Raw genomic sequence first — 18,945 nt, forward strand, 5'->3', positions numbered from 1 at the left:
ATCACACCTCTACACTCTCAAAGAGCTTAACGCCTTTTCCACTATTTGGCAACGCATCAAGAAGAGCTGAGAGAATCTCTTCTATACTGCTATCTGGATTAATCGCACCCACTGAAATCTCCATATTCATATCTAGCTCATCTTCACCCATAAAAAATGTAGTTTGATAAAGCAGCTCTGCTACCCTTTGAGAAGCCTTTTTAGCACTTTCTAAATCAGTATGCTTCATCACCATAGCAAAGCAACCATCTCCATAGTGAGCTACGATATCACTTCTGCGAGAAGTTTTTAATAATATTTTTGCTATATTTCTTAATATACCATTTTTATCTTTTAGGCTTGGGATTGAATTTAAAACGCTATCTTTAACATGAATTAGCATAATGCTTACATTATATTTATAACGCTTAACATCTTCAAACTCATCATATAGGATTTTTAATAAATATTTTTTGTTATAAACCTCAAATTTAGAGTCATAAATAGAGTTATCCTCTACATTTTTAAAGATCTTATCAACCTCTTCATAGCTTGCTTTAATAGCGTTTATATGGCGTTCCATTAAGATATTTAACTTTTCTAGCTCTCCGCCAAATGCCTTTATATTCCCTTGAACTTCAAGCGGATTAGCACTAGCATTCATCTCATTTAGACGTTTTTTGGCTATGCCTTTCATAATGCCAAGATTTTTATATATTAGTGATATTATCTGCATCATAGAGCGAATTTGAGCAAAGCCAGTCTTTATATCTTTTTCTATTAAAGCTTGTCGGTCTAGCTTATCTTCTTTGCTAAAATCTAGTAATTCTAGAACCTTTTTTTGAAAATTTGCAGGCTTACTCTCTAAAAGTTTTCTAAAATATATATCAAAATTATTAGGTGTTGGCTGGATATTTTCTGCTAATAGCTGTTTTAAAACAGCTGACGAAAATTTATTTAGATCGACATTTTCACTATCAGCACTACTTGTATCTGGGCGAGACACTGGTTTAGTAGGCGTAGCAGCAGGAGATGAAGTTGGCTGTTTTATAGCTGGTTTTGTTTCCTTATCTTTATCTAATGTAACCATCTCAACACCTTAATTTTATTTAAAACTCTTTGTCAAAATCGTATCAACGATACCATACTCCACGGCTTCTTGGGCACTCATAAAGTAATCCCTGTCTGTATCTTTTACAACTTTTGCTAGTTTTTGGCCAGTATTTTTAGCCAAAATACTATTTAAATTCTCTTTTATTCTTAAAATTTCTTTAGTTCTAATCTCCATATCTGTGGCCTGACCTTGCGCTCCGCCTAAAGGCTGATGAATCATAACCCTAGCATTTGGCAAAATATATCTTTTGCCTTTTGCCCCGCTACTTAGCAAAAATGAGCCCATACTAGCAGCTTGACCAATGCAAATAGTACAAACATCTGGTTTAATATAATTCATAGTATCATAGATACTCATACCGCTAGTTACTACTCCTCCTGGGCTATTTATATATAGATATATATCTTTATCAGGGTCTTGTGCTTCTAAAAAAAGTAATTGAGCTACGATCGCACTAGCCATACGATCTTCAATCTCATCAGTTAGCATAACTATGCGGTCTTTTAGCAAGCGAGAGTAAATATCGTAACTTCTCTCGCCTTTACCATCATTTTCTATTACATAAGGTATCATTATTTACTCTCATCTTTTTTGCCAAATAGATCTGAGAATAGTTTTTCTTCTATTAAAGCCATCTTAACAGCTGGAATCATACCTTGTTTTTTATAGTTTTCTAAATGCTCTTTTGGATCAGCACCATATCTATAAGCTTCAAAATAGATTGTTTGTAAAATTTCATTATCTGCTACAGTGATATTGCGCACTTTTGCAAGTTCATCGATAATAAATGTAAGCTTAACGCTTTTTAGAGCATCATCTTTATATTTTGCTCTTTGTTCTTCTAATGCTTTTGGGTCTTCTTGGAATTTTTTGCGTTCTTCATCGCTAAAGCTCATCCAATTATTTCTAAACTGCATATCGATCTCTTGTTCTACTATGTTATTTGGTAGATCAAAGTTAAATTTCTCTACAGCAGCCTCAGCAAATTTAGGTTTTAACTCTTCAGCAACTAATTTTGCCATTTTTTCAGCTTTAATTTGATCATTTATACGATCTTCTAGCATTTTAGCAGTTGGATTTTCTTCATTTGGTAGGACTTTTTTTAGAGTCTCTTCATCTAATTTACCAATCTCTTTACCTTGAATTTCATGTAATTTTACCTTAAATACTGCTGCTTTACCAGCAAGATGAGCTGCACCATACTCAGCTGGGAAAGTTACATTTACATCTCTTTCTTCTCCAACTTTTAGGCCGATCATACCATCTTCAAATCCTGGGATAAATTGACCGCTACCAATCTCAAGTAGATAGCCCTCAGCCTTACCACCTTCAAAAGCCTCACCATCTACAAAGCCTTCAAAGTCAAATTTAGCAAAGTCGCCTTTTTCTAGGCTATCTTTTTCTACTTTTTTAAGTGGAGCCATCATACTTAAAAATTCATTTATTTTTGCATCTATTTCTTCTTTTGTTGCTTTTGGCTCTTCAAAGCTTGGAATAATTGATTCATAACCAGATACATCTACACTTGGGCGGAATGAGATCTCAACTTCAACATCGATATTGCCATCTTTTTCATCAAATTTAAGAACTCTTGGTTCAGATATTATATCAGAGTTAGTTTTCTCAACTGATTTTACAGACTCGCTAATAAATTCTCTATAAAGCTCGCCACGAGCATCGTTTTGTAAATCTTTGCCATATCTTTTGATAACTTCAGCTACTGGCACTTTACCAGGGCGAAATCCATCAATTTTTACATTTTTAGCTGCTTTTTGTGCTAGTTTTTCTACTTTTTGTTTTATTTCATCTGCTTTTAGAGTTGTTGTCGCAGTAGCATTTACTGAATTTGTAAGTTTAGCATTAACTTCCATTATTTTCCTTTTGACAAAATTTAGCGTGTAATATATCAAAATTTTGCTTTATTTAAGTATAAATTGCTAAATTAATTTGCTCTCAAGTCAAATTATTGTAAAATCACACAAAAATTTTTAAGGTGAATTATGTTTGATCAAAGCAAAATGGCTGAATTTGAAAACTGTGTAAAAAAGATGCTTGAAATCATAGGAGAAGATCCAAATAGAGAGGGTTTGCTAAATACCCCAAAAAGAGTCGCAAAAGCCTATGAATTCATCACTCAAGGATACAAACAAAGCCCTCTAGAGATACTTGGCGATGCTATGTTTCAAAGTAGCAATAATGAGATGGTTTTAATTAAAGATATTGAATTTTACAGTATTTGCGAACATCATTTACTCCCTATAATTGGTCGTGCTCATGTAGCTTATATTCCAGATGGAAAAGTAGTCGGGCTAAGCAAAATTCCAAGAATGGTAAATATCTATGCTAGAAGACTTCAAATTCAAGAGCAAATGACAGAGCAAATAGCTCAAGCATTACAAGAAGCGATCAATCCAAAAGGCGTAGGCGTAGTAGTTGAAGCAAGGCATATGTGCATGGAAATGCGAGGCGTTGAAAAAATCAATTCAGTCACTACAACATCAGCACTTCGTGGCTCATTTATCAAAAATCCAGAGACTCGCAAAGAGTTTTTTGATCTTATAAATTCACCAAAATCGGTTAAATTTTGAGTCTAAAAAATATTCAAAATCGCCTTGCTAAAAAGCCAAATCTCTTTAGTGTATTTGGCGTTATCACTCGTATTAATGCTAATAATATTGAGATCTCGGGACTGCGTCCAAGTATTGGAGATATTGTAAAAATTGCCAGCATTGATAGTGATAAAACTGAATTAGGTATGATAACTGGACTAAATCAAAATGGAGCTAGCGTAAGTCCTTTTGGCTTTGTAGAGGGCTTTAAAGTTGGCGATAGAGTCTATGCAAGCGATCAAGGAATGAGTATTCCAGTAGGAGAGGCTTTATTAGGTCGTGTAGTAGATCCTTTTATGAATCCTAAAGATGATAAAGGCCCTATAGATTGCACAGATTTAGCTCCTATAATGCGAGCTCCAATTCCAGCAATGAAGCGTGGGCTTATAAATGAGTGTTTTAGCGTAGGAGTTAAAAGCATTGATGGATTACTTACTTGTGGAAAAGGGCAAAAGCTTGGAATTTTTGCAGGATCTGGCGTAGGTAAATCAACCCTAATGGGTATGATAGTAAAAAATGCAGCCGCACCAATCAAAGTAATAGCATTAATTGGAGAGCGTGGTCGTGAGGTGCCTGAGTTTATCCAAAAAAACCTAGGCGGAGACTTAAGCAATACAGTAATAGTAGTAGCTACTAGCGATGATAGCTCACTGATGAGAAAATATGGCGCCTTTTGTGCTATGAGTGTAGCAGAGTATTTTAAAGACAAAGGTCAAGATGTGCTATTTATGATGGATAGCGTAACTAGATTTGCTATGGCTCAGCGTGAAATCGGCCTAGCCTTAGGCGAACCGCCAACATCTAAAGGCTATCCACCAAGCGCGCTTACTTTGCTTCCGCAACTAATGGAAAGAGCTGGAAAAGAAGAAGGCAAAGGCTCTATTACGGCGTTTTTTACAGTTTTAGTAGAAGGCGATGATATGAGCGATCCTATCGCCGATCAAAGCAGATCAATTTTAGATGGTCATATAGTGCTAAGTAGAGAGCTAACAGATTTTGGTATATATCCACCGATTAATATTCTTAATTCAGCTAGCCGTGTAATGAACGATGTAACTACCAAAGAGCATAGGCAAAATGCAAGTAAATTTAAAAGACTCTTTTCTATGCTTAAAGAAAATGAGGTTTTAATCCGTATAGGTGCATATCAAAAAGGCGTAGATAAAGAGCTTGATTACGCTATAAATAAAAAATCTGCAATGGATGAGTTTATGAAACAAAGTCCAGATGAAGGGGTGAAATTTAATCAAACAATAGATATGTTAGCTAAGATAGTTAGCAATTAAAATATTTAAATTTAAAGGAGAAATAATGAATTTAAAATCACTATTTGTGATAGGATCGCTTGCGTGCGTAGCTTGGGGACATTTTGGCGTGGTAATTCCATCAAATTCTACTATAGATAACCCTAGTCAGGCCAAAGAAAAAATTACATATAAATTCACTCATCCATTTGAGGGCGTGATGATGAATTTAGATAAGCCTGTTGAAGCTGGAGTTTTTGTTGGTGGTAAAAAAGAGATAATCTCAAATTTGAGCGAAAAAAAAGATGGCAAAATGAGCTATTACGAAGCACGATACAATATAAAAGAGCCTGGAATTTATCAATTTTATATGGATCCAAAACCATATTTTGAGCCTGCTGAAGATATCTTTATAAGGCACATTACCAAAACTATAGTAAATGCCTATGGATACGGCGAAGGATGGGATGAGCCAATAGGATTAAAAACTGAGATTATACCACTTACTAGACCTTATGGACTTTATAAGGGAAATATCTTTTCAGGCAAGGTCTTATACAAAGGTAAACCGGCTAAAAATGCAATTGTAGAAATAGAATATTTAAATTCCAAATCTCTTAAAGCTCCTGGTGAGGACTATATAACTCAAGAAGTTAAAACTAATGAGCTTGGTGAGTTTAGCTTTGCTATGCCACTTGCTGGTTGGTGGGGATTTTCTGCTTTGAGCGAAGATGATGAAACAATCAAAAAAGATGGCAAAGAGTATCCTGTAGAGATTGGCGCAGTCATCTGGGTAGAGACTAAGGATTATGAATAATGCATATTAGCGAAGGTGTTTTAAAGCCTGAAATTATCATCCCGGCGGCGGTTGTCGCTGGGGTTTGGGTAGCTTATCTTTTGTATAGATTAAATTTCAAAGATATCCCTAAAATCGCCTGTATGAGTGCTATATTTTTTATAGCATCTTTTATACATATCCCGCTTGGGCCCACTTCGATACATCTGATATTAGGTGGCTTGGTGGGTGCGTTCTTGGGCGTAAATGCGATCTTGGCTATATGCGTGGGACTTTTACTTCAAGCTCTCTTTTTTGGCTATGGGGGGATTAGCGTTTTGGGGGTAAATTTGCTTATGATAGCGGTGCCTACGATATTTGCTAGGTATTTTGTCAAAATATCTTTTAAAGAGCGAAAATACCAAAAAATCTATCAATATATATGCTGGTTTTTAGTCGGTTTCATCCCGCTTTTATGCTCATCGCTTATTTTAAGCGGAGTTTTGGTCTTAAATGGCAAGGAATTTTTAGCTATATCTGGGCTTGCTTTGGCTGCGAATTTCCCATTAATGATAATTGAGGGGATAATAAGCCTATTTGCTATAAGTTTTATTAATAGAGTTAATAAGGAGCTTTTAAATTGATAAGGCTAATTTTGATACTGCTTTGCGGTGTGAGTCTGCAAGCTCACTCTTTGAAGGTTTTTGCTAGTCAAGATGGCGATTTTGTGGTGATTAAGAGTTATTTTTATGGGAATTCGCCTTGTAGGAATTGTAATGTCGATATCATCAAAGATGATAAAATCATACAAAATGCCAAAACTGATGAAAATGGCGTTGCTAGGCTTAAACTAATGGCAAATGAATTTGATATCTTGGTTGATGGCTCTTTGGCTCATGAGAAGAGAATTTCATTTTCTACTGATACCAAAATCACTATAGAAGATGATAATCAAATTTCTAAGATTATCTATAGTTTGATAGCTATTATTTTGATTTTTGGGATATTATATCTGATTAAAAGAAAATGATAAATCCATCTATCTCTATAGCTTGTTTTACGGTTTTTAGCTTTTTTGTGGCTCTTAGTGGGGAGATATATTTGACTCACTTTTTGCCACTTATATTTTTGGGTTTAATTAAATTTAGATATATTTTTGAGATTTTAAAACGGCTTGTTTTTTTGAATTTTTTCATTATTTTGGTCGTTATAAGTGTGCTTTTAGCGGATAATTTAAATTTAGCGTTGCTTATATTTGCTAGGTCAAATTTGATTATTTTATTTGGACTTTTATCATTTCATAAGCTTAACTCATATAGCATAGCACTAGGCATTTCAGGACTTGGAATGGGTAATAAAACAAGCTATTTATTCTATTTTTGCGTTAGGTTTATAGAGATAGGCAAGATGGATTTTTACAAATTTAAACGCACTTTAAAAGCTAGAAATTTTAATCACAAAACTTCGATTTTTGTATATCAAACATATGCGAATTTGGTAGCAATGCTATTTTTAAGTGCTTTTAAAAAATCCCAAATGCTAGAAAAAACAATGCTAGTTAGAGGATTTGATGGGAAATTTTATAAATTTCAAAATAGCATTAAATTTGGATTTTGTGATATTTTGCTTATAATTTTGGTTTTCGTCTCACTGATTTTAAGGCAAGGAGTATTGGTTTGAGCTGTTCTGTAACGCTAAAAAATATAAAAGCTAAAATAGCAAATAGGGTTTTGTTTGAGAATTTGAATTTAAATCTCTCACACAAAGAAAAGATCGCCATCATAGGCCAAAATGGCTCTGGTAAATCAACCCTACTTGAGATAATCGGCGGTCTTAATAAGCCTTGTGATGGTAGTGTGGAGATATTTCACGAGCCTATGAGAAAGCTAAATGAGTTTGAAAAATATAGAAATTTAATAGGCTTTTTGTTTCAAAATAGTGATGATCAATTTATCGCTCCAAATGTTATTGAGGATGTGGCTTTTAGTCTTTTGGCAAGGGGTGTAAGCAAGGATGAAGCAAGAAAAAGAGCTGAGTTTATGTTGGGTGAATTGGGGATTTTGCATTTAAGAGATGAGATAGTTTTTTATCTCTCTGGTGGTGAAAAAAAGCTTGTGGCATTAGCTGGGGTTTTGATAACCGAGCCTAAAATTTTATTACTTGACGAGCCTACAACTGCGCTTGATTATGATATGCAAATCAAAGTAGCGAATATCCTTAGTAGCTTAGATATCGCTCAAATCATCGTCTCACACGATAAGGAATTTATAAATAAAGTAGTAGATAAGGTGTATTTTTTAAATCAAAATGGACTAAGCCTAGAAGCTTAGCCAAATTTATATCACTTTTTCTTAAATGGGCAACTCTGTTTGCCTAATACTCTATATAAAGGACAAAAGCCTATTAATCCTGTTATCAAAGGCACCAAACCTATCAAAGCCCACCAACTAGCATAGAAATACCATACTCCAACTATCACCAAAATACCGATTATAACTCTTAAAACTCTTTCAAATTTAGACACATTTTCTCCTTAATATTTGTATAATTATGGCTGAATTTTTGAATTTTATCTGTGATTATCTTGGATTTTATGAAATTATAAATTTATATAAAACTCCTTAAAAAGGGGCTTAAACATATATATCAAGCTTTAAATATGTCCTAGAGTAATTTATCTCAATTCCATCAAAGCTACTTTGGCTAACTGGTTGGGTGAATTGGGTAGTTTGGGTATCAGTAGAGCTGGTATCTGTGTTACTATTTGTAGCACTTATGCTAAGCTCTTCTTTGGCGTATTCTATACTTAAGAGCTTTTTTTCTTATTTTCGTCCATAATTTTCCTTGTGATTTTGATTATACAAATGGGGTAATTGTATCTTAAAAAAAGCTAATACACCGATATTGGATATTAATTTGAAATTTATTTAAATTTACTTAGTGCTTTTTTAACTAGGGTTTTTGAAATATGATTATAAACTCACTTCCCATATCTTTTTGGCTTTTTAGTTTTACCTTGGCGTGATGCATATTTAAAACTGATTTAACTATTGATAGTCCTAGTCCTGTGCCACCTACTTTTTTGCTATAACTTTTATCCGCACAATAAAATCTCTCAAATATCCGCTCTTGTGAGCTTTTGTCAATTCCTATGCCACTATCTTTGATACTAAGTTCTACACAATCTTTTAAATTTTTTATCTTAATTTTGACATATCCGCCTGGGTGATTGTATTTAATAGCGTTATCACATAGATTGAAAATAGCGTGTTCTAATAGCTCTTTTGACCCGTAAATATAGGCCTCTTCAAGCTCAAATTTAAACTCAATATCATATTTTTTGGCTACGCTTTTTAAGTTAGAATAGACTTTTAAGAGTAAATTTTTGAGCTCTACTTTGGCAAATGGAATATTTTTGGTATGGGATTCATCTAAAAATGATAATTTCAAAATATCTTCTATTAGGTGTAATAATCTTTTAGATTCATTATAAATTGTATCTATAAAATGCGGGATATCATCGCTTTTTACAAGATTATTTCTAATCATCTCGGCATTTCCCATTATAGAAGTTAGCGGGGTTTTAAGTTCGTGAGTTACATTAGCGCTGAATTCTTTGCTTAAATTTTGGTTTCGCTTAAACTCTGTGATATCGCAAATAACGATAATTAGCCCTTTGAATTTGCCTTTTGATGAAAAAATAGGAGAAAAAACTATCTCGCACTCTACAAGCATATCTTGCATAAATACAATCTGCTCTCTTATCTCATCTTTTATTTTGCCATCTTTAAAATCTCTTAAATTATTTAGTAAAAGCTTTAAAAATAGATCATTTGAAATTTCAGATATATTTGTATTTTTAGCCAAATTTGAAAAGTATTTTTGAGCACTTGGATTTATGCTTAAAATTTCGCCAGATCTATTTATGATTATAAGGCCATCTTTCATTCCTTTAGTAAGAGATTGCAACTCTTGTCTATTTTGTTTTAAGCGTTTAAATTGGCTTTTGATAATTTTATTTTGTTTTTTAAGGGTTTCTATTAAAATTTTAAGCTCTGGATATGGCAAATTCTCATCTAAATTTTTTAAATCTATATCATAAATTGGGCGTAAAATTATATATGTAAGATATTTAGCTAGCAAAAATGAAAATATCAAAACAGCGATAATCTCACCAATAATATAAGGCATAAAACTTATAAAAATAGCATATAAATACTCTTGTTCTTTAGCAATTCTTAGGATAAAATCACTTTTATCAGTAGAAATTTTTACTGCGTAATATAACTGGCGTTTTAAGAGCGTATCTGAGTAACGAATGCTTTTAGACTCGCCATATTTCATTGCGTTTTTTATCTCGAAGCGATCGCTATGATTGGTTAAATTTGAGCTAAAATTATCATAAATCACAACTCCATTTTTATCAATTATGCTAATACGATAGCCACTATGCGTCTCTTTTAAATTTGCAAAAGAGTCATTTTGTATCGATACTACGACCTCATCTTTAATCTTGTTTGCATAATTTTTTAGCCTATTAAAAAGATCATTTTTAAGCACAGATTCTATGGAAAATATCAAGAATAAATTTACAAATAACGCTAAGCCTAGCATAGAAAAAATAATAAAATAAAATACTCTTTTTTGCATATTAATCTTTTATTAGCTTATAGCCAACTCCATGAATCGTTCTAATTATATCAGATTTATTACCAAGCTTTTTTCTTAAAGTTTTGATATGCATATCAACTGTTCTACTCTCTTTATCATAGCCATATCCCCAAATCATCTCCAAAAGCATATCACGGCTAAAGACTTGATTAGGATTTTGCAATAAAAATCCAAGTAGTTCAAACTCTTTTAAAGTTAATTCTAAAACCACTCCATCAATCTTTACAATATGATTTTTATATGAAAACTCTAATCCATCAAATATTATATCGCTATTTTGCTCTTTTATGGCTTTACGCCTAAAAATAACCCTAATACGAGCCAAAAATTCCATAACTCCAAAAGGTTTTGCGATATAATCATCTGCGCCTAAATCTAGACCTTTTACCTTATTAATCTCGCTATCAAGTGCTGTAAGCATTAAAACACATATATCTTTATATCGAATATTGCTTTTTATATTTTTTAAAATTTCAAACCCATCAGCATCTGGTAGCATTACATCTAAGACTAGAATTTGCGGGGTTTCATCTTTTAATGCTTTATAAAAATCACTAGCTAGGCTAAAGCCTTTAACTGGGATATTTTGAGATTTTAAAGCATAACAAATTAGATCTAAAATCGCCTTTTCATCTTCTAATACATATACCACTTAAATTCCTTTAAATTTGCCAATTATAACAAGCTTACCCAAATTTTCCTAAAACATAATCTTGTGTTTTTTTATTTTTTGGCTTGTTAAATATTTTTTTAGTATCATCATGCTCAATTACTTCACCCATCCAAAAAAACGCCGTCTTGTCTGAAATTCTATGGGCTTGTTGCATATTGTGAGTTACAATTATGATTGTATAATCTTTTTTAAGCTTTAAGATTAACTCCTCAATCTTAGATGTAGAGATAGGATCAAGTGCGCTTGTAGGCTCATCCATTAATATAACCTCTGGATCTACTGCTAGAGTTCTTGCTATGCATAGTCTTTGTTGCTGTCCGCCACTAAGCCCTATGGCTGAGCTATGTAGTCTATCTTTTAAATCATCCCACAAGGCTGCATCTTTTAGACTATTTTCTACTATATTATCTAAAGTATCTTTATCTTTTATTCCATGAGTTTTAGGACCAAAAGTTATATTATCATATATGCTCATAGCAAATGGATTTGGCTTTTGAAACACCATACCTACTCGCTTTCTAAGCAAATTTATATCATAATTCTTACTATAAATGTCTCTATCGTGAAATAAAATCTCGCCACTAATCTTACAACCTTCTATTAAATCGTTCATACGATTAAGGGTTTTAATAAATGTAGATTTACCACAACCACTTGGGCCTATAAATGCCGTAACTTCGCCTTTGGTAATTTGCATATCTATATCTTTTAATGCATGAAATGAGCCATAATGTAAATTTAATTTATTAATATCAAAACACCTCTTCATTAACTATCCTTTAAAATCTTTTTAGCTATAAAATTTGAGATAAAATTCATAAAAAATACAATAACAATTAACACCATTGCCGTGCTGTAAGCTTCATTTATATGAAGTCCTTCGCTAGATATTGCATACATATGCACGCTTAGCGTTCTTCCTGAATCCATCGCTCCAGCAATCTGAGCTACGCTACCTGAGGTATAAAGCAAGGCTGCACTCTCCCCTACAATTCTACCAATACTCAAGATAACACCAGCTAAAATTCCAGCTGTAGCACTAGGTAAAATAATAGTAAATATAGTGCGAAGCTTGCTAGCACCAAGAGCTAAGGCAGCCTCTTTATAACCAATTGGGACAGATTTTAAAGCCTCTTCGCTACTTCGTAAAATAAGTGGTAAAATCATAATACTAAGAGTTAAAACTCCAGCTATAAAGCTAGTTTTAAACCCAAAATATATAACAAAGGCAAGATAGCCAAATAATCCATATACAATACTTGGAATTCCAACTAATGTATCAGAAGTTATGCGTATGAGACTTAAAATTTTACTATCTGTTTTACTATATTCATTTAGATAAATTGCACCAAAAATCCCAAGCGGCATAGCAATAATTAAAGAACAAACAACCATATTTATGGTATTTATAAGTGCTGGCATTAAAGATACATTGGTACTATTATACTCCCACTCAAATAGACCTAAATTAATATGCATAATCCCTTTAATAAAGATAAAAAGCGTAATACCTAAAAATATAAAAAGCACGCTAAAAATAGAAAATTTAAGTAAAAATGATAAAAATATAGATAGATAATCTCTACTCACTTTTTACCTCCTTTTAAAGCATTAAAGCTAATATTTATAATTAAAATAAAGACAAAAAGCACAACTGCATTAGCTATCAATACATCTTTATGTAAATTTGCAGCATAACCCATCTCAAGAACTATATTTGTAGTCAAAGTTCTTACTCCATCGCTTAAAGAGTGTGGGATTTGGACTTGATTACCAGCTATCATAATAACAGCCATAGCCTCGCCAATAGCTCTTCCAACTCCTAAAATTACAGAGGCTAAAATTCCGCTCTTAGCAGCTGGTACAACAGCAAAAAATACAGCTCTCTCAGGAGTTGCCCCAAGTGCTAAAGCACCTTCATAATAGCTCTTAGGTAGAGCCTCAATAGCTGCTTTTGATACCAAGATAATTGTAGGTAAAACCATAATAGCTAAGATTAAAGAAGCTGCTAAAACACTCTTTCCAGAAACACCGCTAAAAATATTAGATACTAAAGGTACAATTATTACAAGCCCAAAAAATCCATAAACAACAGATGGAATCGCTCCTAAAAGCTCTACAGCTGGTATGATAATACCCTTTAATCTCTTAGGACAAAAATATGCTAGATACACAGCACTTAATACCCCAATAGGAACACCTAATGCTATAGCTAAAGCTGTAACATAGATACTCCCAACAATCATAGGAAATATACCAAAAATCTCCTCATCAGGATACCAATCCATACCAAAAATAAACTCCAAAAAGCCTATTTGTGATATAGTTGCAAAAGCGTTAAAAAATAAAAATATAGCTATAACACCAACAGCAAATATAGAAAATCCAGCACTAAGGGCAAAAAGCCCTTGAAATACTCTCTCTTTTAACATACTATTTTACTCTATTCCAATCTGTAATCTCTCCTGTGAAGATCTTTTTTACACTCTCTTTGCTTAGCGAGTTAATTGAATTTTCTTTATTTACTATTACAGCTAGACCATCAAGTGCTAGAATTTGAGTTTTTAATCCACTTTTTAGCTCATTATCTTTAAATTCCCTAGATACCATAGCAATATCAGCGATTTTTTCTATAGCTGAGTTAATGCCTGTTGTAGAATCGCTTTGTTGTATCTCTATAGTTGCGTTTGGATTTACTAATTTATAGCCCTCTTTTAGCTTTTCCATTAATGGAGTAATAGAGCTAGACCCAGCTACTACAATCTTGCCACTAGGTTTTGCTGAGCTAAATTCATTATCATAAATAGCGATATATCCAGCTTTTTGAATTATATTTTTAGATAAATTTGAGCCTATATAAGCTAAAAAATCATTTACTAATTCATTATTGCTACTTACAGCTAGATTAAATGGACGAAAAACTGTGTAAGATTTATTATTAACATTTTCTACGCTTGGAGTAACTCCATCTATTTTTACAGCTTTTACTGTATCATTTAAAGAGCCAAGCGAGATATAGCCAATTGCATTTTTTGAGTTTGCAACCGTAGTTATCATAACTCCAGTTGAGTTAGTAACTTCAGCTTTTTTAGATGTAGCATCTATTTTTTTATTGCCGATTTGCTTTTTTACATCGAATATATCAACAAATGCTCCCCTTGTCCCAGAACCCATTTCACGAGATATTGGATAGATATTCTCAGCCATTAAAGAGCTACTAAGCCCACATAGCACAAAAAGTGCAACAAGATATTTTTTAAACATTTTAACTCCTTTGATTTAAGTTGTAAAATTATAAAAAATAGTTGTAAAGTCAAAATGTAATAAATGTAAATTTGATGTAAAGTTTGAAAATTTAAATTTAAAAGAGTTTAATCTTAATTATGATAAAATTACTCTTTTTTAAATTTAAGGATTTTTTGTATGATAAGATCAGTTTTGCCACTTGGATTTATCGCAGCTTCTAGGTTTTTTGGGCTTTTTATTATTTTGCCAGTTCTTAGTCTTTATGCGCTTGAGCTTGATGGTGCTAATGAGTTTTTAGCTGGGCTTACTATTGGTGCATACGCAATTACGCAGATGATTTTTCAAGTACCTTTTGGAAGTTTAAGCGATAGATTTGGACGCAAATTTATGATGTGCGTGGGTTTGATTATCTTTATAATTGGTTCATTTATATGTGCCATAGCTAGTGATATCTACATTATGCTACTTGGTAGATTGCTTCAAGGATGTGGCGCTGTGGGTGCTGTGGCTACTGCTATGATAAGCGACTTAGTAAGCGAAGATAAACGCTCTAAAGCTATGGCTATGATGGGCGGTATGATTGGAATTGCTTTTGCGCTTTCTATGGTTCTTAGCCCACTTTTAAGCCGTGAATTTGGCCTTTCTAGTCTATTTTATCTATCTATTATTATAACTATTTTTTGTATATTTTTGCTCTTTAGTGCAGTACCAAAAGAGCCTAAAATTCATCATCACGACCCTAAAATACCATTAATGCAACTCCTAAGCCAAAAAGATTTAGCTATAATGAATTTAACAAATTTAATGCAAAAAATGTTAATGAGCTGTGCTTTTGTAGCTATACCAATTGTACTAGTAAAATCACTAGGCTATGAGAGTGATAATTTATGGATTGTATATCTTATCTCTATGGTTTTTGGATTTATTGCTATGGGAATGGCTGGATTTTTAGGCGATGCTAAAGGTCATAGCAAAAAGCTACTACTAATTGGAGTAGCGCTGTTTATTGCTTCATTTATTGGGTTTGGATTTTCAAATTCAGCTCTTAGCTTTATCATATCTGTGGTTATATTTTTTATAGGATTTAATATCCACGAACCAATTATGCAAAGCTGTGCTAGTAAATTTGCTAAAGCTAGTCAAAAAGGTTCTGCTCTTGGGATTTTTAACTCATTTGGCTATTTAGGAAGTTTCCTTGGCGGAGCTATGGGCGGATATTTGCTCCATAGTTATAGTATTACTATTTTGGCTATGGTTTTAGCTGTTGCTTCAGCTATTTGGCTAATAATACTACTATGGTTAAACGACCCAAGAATATTCCAAACAATGCGTTTGCAAAATATCGATATATCAAAATTAGAAAATATAGATGGAATAGTAGATCGCTACAATCAAAATGGTCAAAATGTAATTAAATTCAACTCTACAATTATTAGCCAAGATGAAATTATCTCTATTTTAGGAGTAAAAGATGAAAAGTTACGATGAAAATCTAAAAATCCTAAAAAGCATAACCCCAAAATGGGAGCTAAGCGAGAGAGTAGCGCTAACTAATGCACTCAATAGAGTATTAGCCGACAATATAATAGCACAAGTGCCATATCCAGCCTATCCAACCTCAGCAATGGATGGCTATGCAATAAAATTTGATAATCAAAATAGCAAAATCAAAGTAATAAACATAACTCCAGCTGGAGATGATAGTAATATAAGCATAAATGATGGTCAGTGTGTTAAGACTCTTACTGGTGCGTTAGTATGCGATGGGGCTGATACTATAGTGCCAATAGAAAATGTCAAATTTGATGGTGAGCATATAGAGATTATCAAAAAAGCTACCAAAGGCTTTGCTATTAGAGATGTAGGTGAGAGCTATAAGGCTCAAGAGCTTTTATTAAAATCTAGAACCAAGCTTGGATATTGCGAATTAGCACTTTTATCTGAGCTAGGATATAGTTATGTAAATGTCTTAGTTGCTCCTAGAGTTGCTCTATTAAGCACTGGTAGCGAGGTGCTAGATATTGGCCAAACTAAAGAGAATAAAAGTCAAATATATAGCTCAAATAGCATATCAATCTCATCTTTACTAAAACTTATGGGCTGTGAGCCAATCATTATGCCAATAATAAAAGATGATAAAAAATCCATACAAAACGCAGTTCAAAACGCTATTAATCAAGCTGATTTTCTCATTACAACTGGTGGAGTTAGCGTAGGGGATTTTGACTTTATGCGCGATATTGCTAGAGAATCTCAAATAATAATAGATGGTGCTAGCATTAAGCCTGGAAGGCATATAAAAGTAGCTAAAATTAATAATAAATTTATCTTTGCTTTGCCTGGTTTTGCCTATTCTGCAATTGTAACTTGTGTGCTATTTTTTAGAGAGTTTATAAACCATAGTTTTGAATTAAATTTAACTCATCAATCAAAGGCTATTTTAAAAGAAGACTATATCAAAAAATCACCATTTGAAGAGTTTAGCGCTGCTACTTTAAGCAATGATAATGGGGTATTAAAAATCTCAACAGAATCTAAAAAATCAGGTAGTTCAGCCATCATAGGCAATCTAGCTGATGGAGCAGTTTTATTGCGCTGTCCAAGCAATAAAACTAAATTAAAAGCAGGTGAAGTAGTAGAATATATAAAAATTTAGCCAAATTATCGGCTAAATTTTAAAATCTCAAAACCATATTTTGCCCCTTCAAAACCTAAAAATCCTATAGTTCCTTTAATATTTGAATCGATTTTTAAAGTAGCTTTTATATCTTTTTGACTTGAATTTATAGTAATTTCATCGCCATTTTTTAATTTTGCAGCGATACCAAAATAGCTTCCAGCCCTAAACTCATCACAATGGGGATGAGTAAAAATCACAGCATTATCGTAGTTTGGAATTGGCTCAAGCTCTGTTAATTGGCCATTTAGTTCTATCTCATCTCCATTTAAATTTACTATTTTAAAGCCAAATTTAGTTTTTAAAAGTGATAAAATAGCCTTTACACTATCTTCATTACTAGCAAAAATTTCATCACTAATTATACAAATATCGCAATTTTTGATAAATTCACAAATTTGAGGCAACTCCTCTTCGCCGATATTTGACTCGCCGCTTAGCTCGCCCTCATCAAGTTCATTCCAAAATTTACCATCAAAACCAAACTCAAGCCCAATAAGAGCCAAAGCATAGCTCATAGCACTGATCTCGCACTTGATAAATTTCGCATTTATGCTATCATCAAGCGGACTAATTACCATAATTTCATCACTTTTAAATTTATCTACAAGCATCGGAGATTGCAATGAGAGCTTACTTGCAAGGCTTAATATTTTCATTAAAAATCCTCTTTTAAATTTTAAGAATTATACCAAATTTGAATTATGATGAGATTAAAGGTTGATTATAAATTTAAATTCCACTCTTTTTGAGTGGAATTTAATATCTATCCTAGCTTAGCACTAACAATATCAATTATATTATCAGCTACCATTATGGCAACTTTTTCCATAAATTCAGCTGGACTTGTAAATCCTACGCATGAGCAATTTATCTCGCCTAAGACATATTTATCATTGCCATTTGTATCAGTATCAAGAATAAAATCAGCTGTCCAAATAAGTGGTAAATCATAATCTCCTAGCTTTGATTTAATCCCTGGAAGCTCGCCTAAAAACCAATCAATCAACTCACTCCACTCTTTTGGTTCATCATAGCGATATTTTGCTCCACTAAATAGCGTAGCAGAAAAAGCATCACCACCTTCGGCTGGTTTTTTATGCACCACATATACTGGAGTTTTATAGAGCATTAGAATTCTTATTTCACCCTCTTTTATACGCGGTAAAAATGTCATATCTACTAGCATTCCATTATCGCCTACAAGATAACTCTTGCAAAACTCCATAAACTCACCAAGTTCTCTATTTTCAGAGTGATTATCTTTAGCCTCTGTACAGATAATCTTAGTATCTAGTGGCAAGGTATCAAATTTATTATAATCAGCCGGATTTTCAAGTCTTACACGCCAAATTCCTTCTCCTGTTGAGCCTCTATTTTGCTTTAAAACTCTCTCGCCTTTGGCTAAAGTTTTTGGGAAACTTTTGATAAAATTATGCTTATCACTAAACTCTACACCGATTCTAGCAGCTTCATCTTTATCATAATAGGCATATGTATCAGTAGGTACTAAATCTGTACTAGCTAGTTTAGTTAGCGCATCTTTAGCTCCATACCCTATCATAGCATCAGGGTGCGGCATTCCTACTAATCCAGCATCGCATAAAGAACGAAGTAGGTCAAAATATAGCTTCTCTTCTTTTAAATTTCCAGGATTTACCCTAGATACATAACCATCCGCTTTTGATAAAGTGTATTCATATATCTTTTTAGTCTCGTTTGCATCACGCAAAATCTCATCAGTCAAAAATATAACCTCTCCACTCCAGCCTTTAGCTTTGAGTGCATTTACCATAGGCATTGTATCTTTGCGGTGTCCATCTTCGCCTTTATCACTTCCTCCACGAGCCTCAAAAAATACTATATTTTTCTTCATTCATTCTCCTTATTTGAAATAGGCTTAGATTATAACACAAAAACAAAAATAAACAAAATGTAAATTTAATTTTAATTAATA

At 33.0% G+C, this 18,945-nt stretch carries 21 protein-coding genes; 9 read left to right on the forward strand and 12 right to left on the reverse strand.

The window, feature by feature from the left end:
• Position 1 precedes the first annotated feature (1 nt).
• The 3 genes from CVIC12175_RS07725 to tig are packed head-to-tail and all read right to left on the reverse strand — an operon-like array spanning position 2 to position 2,964.
• Positions 2-1,069 carry a GGDEF domain-containing protein gene (locus CVIC12175_RS07725; protein WP_086256846.1) on the reverse strand — a complete coding sequence of 356 codons (1,068 nt, stop codon included), beginning with the start codon at positions 1,067-1,069 and terminating at the stop codon, positions 2-4.
• Between the two features lie 15 nt (positions 1,070-1,084).
• A complete protein-coding gene (gene clpP / locus CVIC12175_RS07730; RefSeq protein ID WP_180383552.1) occupies positions 1,085-1,669 on the reverse strand; it encodes an ATP-dependent Clp endopeptidase proteolytic subunit ClpP in 585 nt (194 codons plus the stop codon).
• Entirely contained in the window at positions 1,666-2,964 is a 1,299-nt protein-coding gene (gene tig / locus CVIC12175_RS07735; protein WP_086302937.1) for a trigger factor, read from the reverse strand. The genes clpP and tig overlap by 4 nt, the downstream gene beginning before the upstream one ends.
• A gap of 147 nt (positions 2,965-3,111) precedes the next feature.
• On the opposite strand from tig, the gene folE reads away from it, so the two are divergent.
• Genes folE through CVIC12175_RS07770 form a run of 7 tightly spaced genes read left to right on the forward strand, consistent with a single transcriptional unit; the run spans position 3,112 to position 8,051 of the window.
• Positions 3,112-3,681, forward strand: a complete 570-nt coding sequence (gene folE / locus CVIC12175_RS07740) for a GTP cyclohydrolase I FolE (RefSeq protein WP_236861107.1) — start codon at positions 3,112-3,114, stop codon at positions 3,679-3,681.
• On the forward strand, positions 3,678-4,988 hold the full coding sequence (gene fliI / locus CVIC12175_RS07745) for a flagellar protein export ATPase FliI (RefSeq protein WP_086256848.1): 1,311 nt from the start codon (positions 3,678-3,680) through the stop codon (positions 4,986-4,988). The genes folE and fliI overlap by 4 nt, the downstream gene beginning before the upstream one ends.
• 25 nt (positions 4,989-5,013) lie before the next feature.
• Entirely contained in the window at positions 5,014-5,763 is a 750-nt protein-coding gene (locus tag CVIC12175_RS07750) for a DUF4198 domain-containing protein (RefSeq protein ID WP_086256063.1), read from the forward strand.
• Positions 5,763-6,365, forward strand: a complete 603-nt coding sequence (gene cbiM, locus CVIC12175_RS07755; RefSeq protein ID WP_086256062.1) for a cobalt transporter CbiM — start codon at positions 5,763-5,765, stop codon at positions 6,363-6,365. Before CVIC12175_RS07750 ends, cbiM begins: the two co-directional genes overlap by 1 nt.
• Positions 6,362-6,751 (forward strand): hypothetical protein, encoded by a 390-nt coding sequence (locus tag CVIC12175_RS07760; RefSeq protein ID WP_086256061.1) that lies wholly within the window; start codon positions 6,362-6,364, stop codon positions 6,749-6,751. The genes cbiM and CVIC12175_RS07760 overlap by 4 nt, the downstream gene beginning before the upstream one ends.
• On the forward strand, positions 6,748-7,401 hold the full coding sequence (locus CVIC12175_RS07765; RefSeq protein WP_086256060.1) for a CbiQ family ECF transporter T component: 654 nt from the start codon (positions 6,748-6,750) through the stop codon (positions 7,399-7,401). Before CVIC12175_RS07760 ends, CVIC12175_RS07765 begins: the two co-directional genes overlap by 4 nt.
• Complete coding sequence (locus CVIC12175_RS07770) at positions 7,398-8,051, forward strand: energy-coupling factor ABC transporter ATP-binding protein (protein WP_086256059.1); 654 nt, start codon at positions 7,398-7,400, stop codon at positions 8,049-8,051. The genes CVIC12175_RS07765 and CVIC12175_RS07770 overlap by 4 nt, the downstream gene beginning before the upstream one ends.
• 11 nt (positions 8,052-8,062) lie before the next feature.
• Here CVIC12175_RS07770 and CVIC12175_RS07775 read toward each other — a convergent pair whose 3' ends face one another.
• The 7 genes from CVIC12175_RS07775 to CVIC12175_RS07805 all read right to left on the reverse strand — a co-directional run bounded on the left by CVIC12175_RS07775 (position 8,063) and on the right by CVIC12175_RS07805 (position 14,329).
• Complete coding sequence (locus tag CVIC12175_RS07775; protein WP_086256058.1) at positions 8,063-8,245, reverse strand: YgaP family membrane protein; 183 nt, start codon at positions 8,243-8,245, stop codon at positions 8,063-8,065.
• 428 nt (positions 8,246-8,673) lie between these two features.
• Positions 8,674-10,371: a sensor histidine kinase gene (locus tag CVIC12175_RS07780; protein WP_086256057.1), complete on the reverse strand. Its 1,698-nt coding sequence runs from the start codon at positions 10,369-10,371 to the stop codon at positions 8,674-8,676.
• A 1-nt stretch (position 10,372) separates the two neighbouring features.
• Entirely contained in the window at positions 10,373-11,044 is a 672-nt protein-coding gene (locus CVIC12175_RS07785) for a response regulator transcription factor (RefSeq protein ID WP_086256056.1), read from the reverse strand.
• 34 nt (positions 11,045-11,078) lie between these two features.
• Positions 11,079-11,834, reverse strand: coding sequence for a phosphate ABC transporter ATP-binding protein PstB (gene pstB / locus CVIC12175_RS07790; protein WP_086256055.1), 756 nt, complete (start codon positions 11,832-11,834; stop codon positions 11,079-11,081).
• Positions 11,834-12,655: a phosphate ABC transporter permease PstA gene (gene pstA / locus CVIC12175_RS07795; RefSeq protein ID WP_086247518.1), complete on the reverse strand. Its 822-nt coding sequence runs from the start codon at positions 12,653-12,655 to the stop codon at positions 11,834-11,836. Before pstA ends, pstB begins: the two co-directional genes overlap by 1 nt.
• Complete coding sequence (pstC, locus tag CVIC12175_RS07800; RefSeq protein ID WP_086247517.1) at positions 12,652-13,497, reverse strand: phosphate ABC transporter permease subunit PstC; 846 nt, start codon at positions 13,495-13,497, stop codon at positions 12,652-12,654. The genes pstA and pstC overlap by 4 nt, the downstream gene beginning before the upstream one ends.
• A 1-nt stretch (position 13,498) precedes the next feature.
• Positions 13,499-14,329 (reverse strand): substrate-binding domain-containing protein, encoded by an 831-nt coding sequence (locus CVIC12175_RS07805; RefSeq protein WP_086256054.1) that lies wholly within the window; start codon positions 14,327-14,329, stop codon positions 13,499-13,501.
• 159 nt (positions 14,330-14,488) lie between these two features.
• Between CVIC12175_RS07805 and CVIC12175_RS07810 the strand changes: the two genes are divergently transcribed.
• Both CVIC12175_RS07810 and CVIC12175_RS07815 read left to right on the forward strand, forming a co-directional pair.
• Positions 14,489-15,799 (forward strand): MFS transporter, encoded by a 1,311-nt coding sequence (locus CVIC12175_RS07810; RefSeq protein WP_086256053.1) that lies wholly within the window; start codon positions 14,489-14,491, stop codon positions 15,797-15,799.
• The gene (locus CVIC12175_RS07815) at positions 15,783-16,967 is read left to right on the forward strand and encodes a molybdopterin molybdotransferase MoeA (protein WP_086256052.1); all 1,185 of its coding nucleotides are present in this window, start codon (positions 15,783-15,785) and stop codon (positions 16,965-16,967) included. Before CVIC12175_RS07810 ends, CVIC12175_RS07815 begins: the two co-directional genes overlap by 17 nt.
• Positions 16,968-16,972: 5 nt before the next feature.
• On the opposite strand, the gene CVIC12175_RS07820 is transcribed toward CVIC12175_RS07815, so the two are convergent.
• Positions 16,973-17,647 carry a hypothetical protein gene (locus tag CVIC12175_RS07820; protein WP_086256051.1) on the reverse strand — a complete coding sequence of 225 codons (675 nt, stop codon included), beginning with the start codon at positions 17,645-17,647 and terminating at the stop codon, positions 16,973-16,975.
• Between the two features lie 107 nt (positions 17,648-17,754).
• Positions 17,755-18,864 carry a Cj0069 family protein gene (locus CVIC12175_RS07825; RefSeq protein ID WP_086256050.1) on the reverse strand — a complete coding sequence of 370 codons (1,110 nt, stop codon included), beginning with the start codon at positions 18,862-18,864 and terminating at the stop codon, positions 17,755-17,757.
• Between the last annotated feature and the right edge of the window lie 81 nt (positions 18,865-18,945).

It is taken from the genome of Campylobacter vicugnae, from assembly GCF_002139875.1.
GTDB lineage: Bacteria > Campylobacterota > Campylobacteria > Campylobacterales > Campylobacteraceae > Campylobacter > Campylobacter vicugnae.